5 protein-coding genes and 1 pseudogene are annotated in these 5,455 nt (G+C 48.7%); 1 reads left to right on the forward strand and 5 read right to left on the reverse strand.

The features are described 5' to 3' along the window. From RMO35_RS07015 to RMO35_RS07025, 3 genes and pseudogenes are all read right to left on the reverse strand, one after another. Positions 1-590, reverse strand: a pseudogene (locus tag RMO35_RS07015) (MFS transporter); the annotation flags it as partial. 461 nt (positions 591-1,051) lie between these two features. After that, complete coding sequence (locus RMO35_RS07020) at positions 1,052-2,065, reverse strand: ArsJ-associated glyceraldehyde-3-phosphate dehydrogenase (RefSeq protein ID WP_309739615.1); 1,014 nt, start codon at positions 2,063-2,065, stop codon at positions 1,052-1,054. Next, positions 2,062-2,247 (reverse strand): hypothetical protein, encoded by a 186-nt coding sequence (locus RMO35_RS07025; protein WP_309739617.1) that lies wholly within the window; start codon positions 2,245-2,247, stop codon positions 2,062-2,064. The genes RMO35_RS07020 and RMO35_RS07025 overlap by 4 nt, the downstream gene beginning before the upstream one ends. Before the next feature lie 76 nt (positions 2,248-2,323). On the opposite strand from RMO35_RS07025, the gene RMO35_RS07030 reads away from it, so the two are divergent. Continuing rightward, positions 2,324-2,653: a metalloregulator ArsR/SmtB family transcription factor gene (locus RMO35_RS07030; protein WP_309739619.1), complete on the forward strand. Its 330-nt coding sequence runs from the start codon at positions 2,324-2,326 to the stop codon at positions 2,651-2,653. 132 nt (positions 2,654-2,785) lie between these two features. On the opposite strand, the gene gatA is transcribed toward RMO35_RS07030, so the two are convergent. Together gatA and RMO35_RS07040 are read right to left on the reverse strand one after the other, a co-directional pair. After that, positions 2,786-4,237: an Asp-tRNA(Asn)/Glu-tRNA(Gln) amidotransferase subunit GatA gene (gatA, locus tag RMO35_RS07035; RefSeq protein WP_309739622.1), complete on the reverse strand. Its 1,452-nt coding sequence runs from the start codon at positions 4,235-4,237 to the stop codon at positions 2,786-2,788. A 256-nt stretch (positions 4,238-4,493) separates the two neighbouring features. Further along, complete coding sequence (locus tag RMO35_RS07040; RefSeq protein WP_309739625.1) at positions 4,494-5,345, reverse strand: metallophosphoesterase; 852 nt, start codon at positions 5,343-5,345, stop codon at positions 4,494-4,496. Between the last annotated feature and the right edge of the window lie 110 nt (positions 5,346-5,455).

Consider the following 5,455-nt stretch of genomic DNA (forward strand, 5'->3'; position numbering starts at 1 on the left):
GGCAGCAATAGCCCAGAGAACATGATTAAAGCTAGTCCACCTGCCATAATCCATAAGGAATGAACAAAACCCACCGAAGTCAGTAAGGCACCACCAATAAAGAAACCCGCCCCCTTGAGCGCGTTCTTGGAACCTGTCAGCACTGCCACCCATTTGAATAGCGATGACTGAGCATCTTGAGGCACCACCAGCCGGATCGCACTCTTGGAACTCATTTTGGTCAAGTCTTTAGCAACCCCCGAAAATGCTTGAGCAACCATCACATACGGGACGGCAATCCACTGTGTCCAAGCCGGATCGAGGAAGGACAAAATCACCAGCGAAATCACCTGTAATCCAATCCCCGTATACAGTGTCACTTTCAGTCCAAACTGGGAGCCGATCCAACCGCCAAAAAAGTTGGTGACTACACCGAAGACTTCGTAGAACAGGAACAGGGAAGCGATTTGGATGGGGGTGTAGCCAATGTTGTAAAAGTAGAGCAGCACCAGCATTCGCAGGGCACCATCGGTGATGGTGAAGCCCCAGTAGGCTAATGTTACGAGTACATAGTTCTTGAAATTGGCACTGGAAGCTGTAGTAGAATCCATGACTGCACAAGGTAAAGAATAAGTGGACGATTTAATACTGAATGTGAGTTCGGGATTAAGAAAAGCCTGGAGACTGAAGTCTCCGCTCATGATGCAAAGTCCGCCTTCGCGGACTGAAATATTAGAGGTAGTAGTGGCTCGACACGTCTAAAAATGTGGGTAAAGCGATCGTTCAAAATATTACTAATTGTATTTTCCAGAGTTATGAATGCCCACAGTTTTAGTCGTGTCGTCTCAGTAGTGGCTCGACACGACTAAAAATGTGGGTAAAGCGATCGTCAAACATATTGCTAGTCGTCCCAGTAGGGTGGGCAGTGCCCACCAGCTAGGTTTCAGCCATAATCTATGGCGGTGGGCAGTACCCACCCTACAAAATTCTACGCGGACTGATTACCTAGTCCGCGTAGGCGGACTTCGTATCATTAGCGCCGATTTCAATCGAGTGCGGTAATCGAACGAAACTAATCCATACTTAGAGCCACCTTCCGAGCGAGTTCGACCATCCGATTGGCGTAGCCCCATTCGTTGTCGTACCAAGCCAAGATTTTTACTTGAGTCTCATTCACTACCATCGTCGAGAGCGCGTCGATAATCCCAGAGCGGGGGTCGTCTTTGTAGTCGATCGAGACTAGCGGACGCTCCTCATAGCCTAAAATACCCTTGAGCGGCTCTTGCTCGGAAGCTGTCTTGAGTAGTTGATTGACTTCGGCGACGGTGGTCGATCGCATTACTTCAAATACACAATCTGTCAGGGAAGCATTGAGTAATGGTACCCGTACCGCCAAACCATTGAGTTTGCCATTGAGTTCGGGATAAATTAACCCGATCGCGGTTGCCGATCCAGTAGATGTCGGAATCAGCGATAAACTGGTAGCTCTAGCCCGACGCAAATCTTTGTGCGGTGCATCGACGATCGTTTGCGTGTTGGTATTGTCATGGATGGTGGTAATCATGCCATGCTTAATCCCCAAGCCTTCATTAATTACCTTCACTACTGGAGCTAGACAATTAGTAGTGCAGGAGGCAGCCGTGAGCAGATGATGTTTATCCGGCTCATACAGCCCATCATTGACTCCCATTACGATATTTAGGGCTGATTGCTTCACTGGAGCCGCTACAATTACCTTTCGCACACCCCTCTTGAAATAAGGATCGAGGGTTTCGGGAGTTCTAAACTTACCAGAGCATTCCAGTACCAAATCGACACCCAAATCTTGCCAAGGTACATCTCCAGGTTTCGCATGTTCGCTAAAAGTCAGGGGTTTACCATCGATCGTGACTTTCCCGTTCTCCGCTGTTACTTCTGGTGCCCAACGTCCGTGGACAGAATCGAACTTCAGCAGGTGAGCGGCAGCCTCAGCCCCACCTTTCACCTCATTGATATGCACGAATTCTAGTTCCGGCCACCCCCACGCCGCCCGCAAATCTAGCCGTCCAATCCGTCCAAATCCATTGATGCCCACCCGAACTGTCATCTGTTTTCCTCTTGTTTTTGAAGTTTTAAATCGCCACTAATGTGACCGAGGCTGTAAATTAATGTCGTTACTACTGCGCCACAGACGATGCTGAATCGATCGACCATCACCTCACCTGTACCAGCAAAAATCAGCACAAAGGTACAGACAAATTTTGCTAACAATTCGCGGGAATGTTTCATCAATATCGACTTGCATCGATATTGATGAATATCGATATCTTATCAACATACATCGATTTGTGTCAATATAGAATTTATGACACCTTTACAGCTTTCTACTTCCTGCTGTCCGCCATTACTAGCGGGTAATCTAACCGCCGCCGAAGCTGCGGGAGTCGCGGTTTTATTTCGAGTATTGGGCGAGCCAGCGCGACTATTGTTATTGAGTTCGATCGCGGCGCAGCCCGGTGGAGAAGTCTGCGCTTGCGAGTTAGTGGAGTCGTTGGGACTATCGCAGCCCACTGTGAGCCACCACCTCAAGGTGATGTATGAGGCGGGTTTGCTGACGAAGGAGCGCAGAGGAACGTGGATCTACTATCGGATCGTTCCAGAACAGTTAGCTTTTTTACGAAAGGTACTGGGTTGAGCAGGTGCCAGCGGGCTAAATCTTTATATTAGTTAGGCTAGGAGTTACCGCGTTTGTATTCCAGCAGGAGGTAGGGGTAATTCATGAATTACCCCTACCTCCTGTTGGCGCGATAGATTTGTATATTTGTTTCTAAATCAGTTGTGGCGACTTCTTGTGCCATTCGGTAGACTGTTCGTAGACGTGGGCAACTTGGAGCAACAGATCCTCACGCAGGACATTACTCAGTAGTTGTAGTCCGATCGGCATTCCTTTATCATCAAAACCACAAGGGATACTAATACCAGGTAAGCCAGCCAGATTGACGGGAATTGTCATCAAGTCGGAGAGATACATACTCAATGGATCGGCTGTTTTTTCGCCAGCTTTAAAAGCCGTCGTGGGTGCCGTTGGGGTAATCAGGATATCTACTTGACTAAATGCTGCTTCAAAGTCTTCTTTAATCAGCGTCCGCACCTTTTGAGCTTTGAGGTAGTAGGCGTCGTAATAACCCGCTGAGAGCGCATAGGTACCGAGCATGATTCGGCGTTTGACTTCGGCTCCAAATCCAGCAGCTCTCGTCTGGGTATACATGGACATCAGATTGTCGGCATCGGCTCTAAATCCGTATTTGACGCCATCATAGCGGGCTAAATTTGCCGATGCTTCGGAGGGGGCAATCACGTAATAAGTGGGCAAGCCATAGCGGAAGCGGGGACAAGAAATTTCTTGGACTTCGGCACCCAAAGAACGGAAATGCTCGATCGCGCAGCGGACGGATTCAGCAACTTGCGGATCTAAACCTTCACCAAAAGTTTCGGTAATCACGCCGATTTTTAAACCTTTGGGTAAATCTGGGGTGAGTAATTGGGAATATTTTGGAATCTCAATTTTGAGACTGGTAGAGTCTTTGGAGTCATAACCCGCGATCGCTTCGAGCAAAATCGCCGCATCTTCAACCGTCCGCGCAAATGGCCCGATTTGATCCAACGAAGAGGCATAAGCCACCAAGCCAAATCTCGATACCAATCCATAGGTCGGTTTTAGCCCCACCACGCCACAAAAAGCCGCAGGTTGACGAATCGATCCACCCGTATCGGAACCGAGCGATACAACGCATTCTGACCCAGCTACAGCCGCCGCCGAACCACCTGAAGATCCACCCGGTACGCGTTCTAGATCCCAAGGATTAGCAGTGACTTGATAGGCAGAATTTTCGGTAGAACTCCCCATCGCAAATTCATCGAGGTTGGTTTTACCCAGCGATACCGCGCCGAGATCTTTGAGCTTCTGAGTAACGGTGGATTCGTAAGGCGGCACGAATCCCGCTAAAATCTTGGAGCCGCAGGTAGTCTCAATCCCCTGGGTACACATGTTATCTTTGAGCGCGATCGGAATCCCCGCCAGTAGGGGAATATCTTCGCCAGCAGCGATTTTGGCATCTACTAGTCGTGCCTGCTCTAACGCTTGGGTAGGTGTTGTCCGCAAGAAACTTCGCAATTTAGGTTCGAGTTTCTCCACGCGATCGATCGCTTCTGTAGCGATTTCTACTGCCGATCGTTGTTTGGTGACAAGCTGATGATGCAATTCACGAATAGATGCCATAGGAGGGGATAGTGGATAGTGGATAGTGGATAGTGGATAGTGGAGGGATTAGAGCGTCGATACTTGTGTGTTGAGCGTTGTCAATTGTGAGTGTAAGTTCTCCTGCGGAGCAATTGAACTAGATCGAACCCCATAGTTCCTCAACTTTCGTGTTGTCTGTGCAATATTGGCAGTTTAGCCTCGATCTCTAACAATTACCTTGCTACCTATCCACTATTCACTATCCACTATTCACTATCCCCTACCTTACCAGCCGCTAGCTACTAGAAACTAAATTAAACACCGAAATTTCTGGACGACAGTTAAACCGGGCGTAGAGTTTGATCGTGCCGATGCCGCGACTGGTGTACTGCACCATATCCTTGACTTGATAGCGTCCGATGGGATAGTTACGCGCCAATTCTGGTAGATATCCGTCATAAAAAGGAACCCGAATTTGTCCGCCGTGGGAGTGCCCCGATAGTTGAAGTCCAAACCTGCCAGTGGCAGCGGTTTCATCGGCAAAATCTGGCTCGTGGGCGAGCATGATGGCGGCTCCAGTAGCTGGTAATTGCGCTAAAACTCGATCGAGTTTAGCTTGCCCGAAAAAGACATCGCCTACGCCAGCAATATGCAATGTCGCGTCACCGCGTTTGATGGTGTAGATCTCATTTTCGAGTAAGGTAATTCCGGCTTGCTTGATGGCGGCGCGAACTGGCGTCGGATCGTTGTGGACATCGTGATTGCCGAGGATCGAAATCGTCAGATCGCGAGGCTGCAATTTGGCGAGCGTATCTAATAATTCGAGATGTTGCCTCGGCAATCGACTGATATGATCCCCAGTAATGACTACCAGATCTGGTTTCTGAGCATTGACGGTTTCGACAACTTTTTCTAGTTGAGTACGATCGATCCCATCTCCTGAGTGTAGATCGGTAATCTGGACGATCCGATAACCATCAAAGGCGCGATCGAGTTTCGCTAGCTCGACGGTATTATTAGTAACATCCAACCAATTTGGCTCGATTTTGTGAGCGTAAACACTAGTCGAAAATATCAGCACACAGCCCATAAGGAGGACTTGAATCGATCGAACTAGAAATAATCTTAACTGCTTGGGTAAACGCACGAGCAAATGAGGGGTTAGCGTTTCGCGCTCGTCGGGTTTCCCGACGGTTTAGCGGCGTTTTTATTGGGGGGTTTGCCCCGAATTATAAAAAGACATTAAAGCGACTCTGG

This window comes from Chamaesiphon sp. OTE_20_metabat_361, assembly GCF_031364565.1.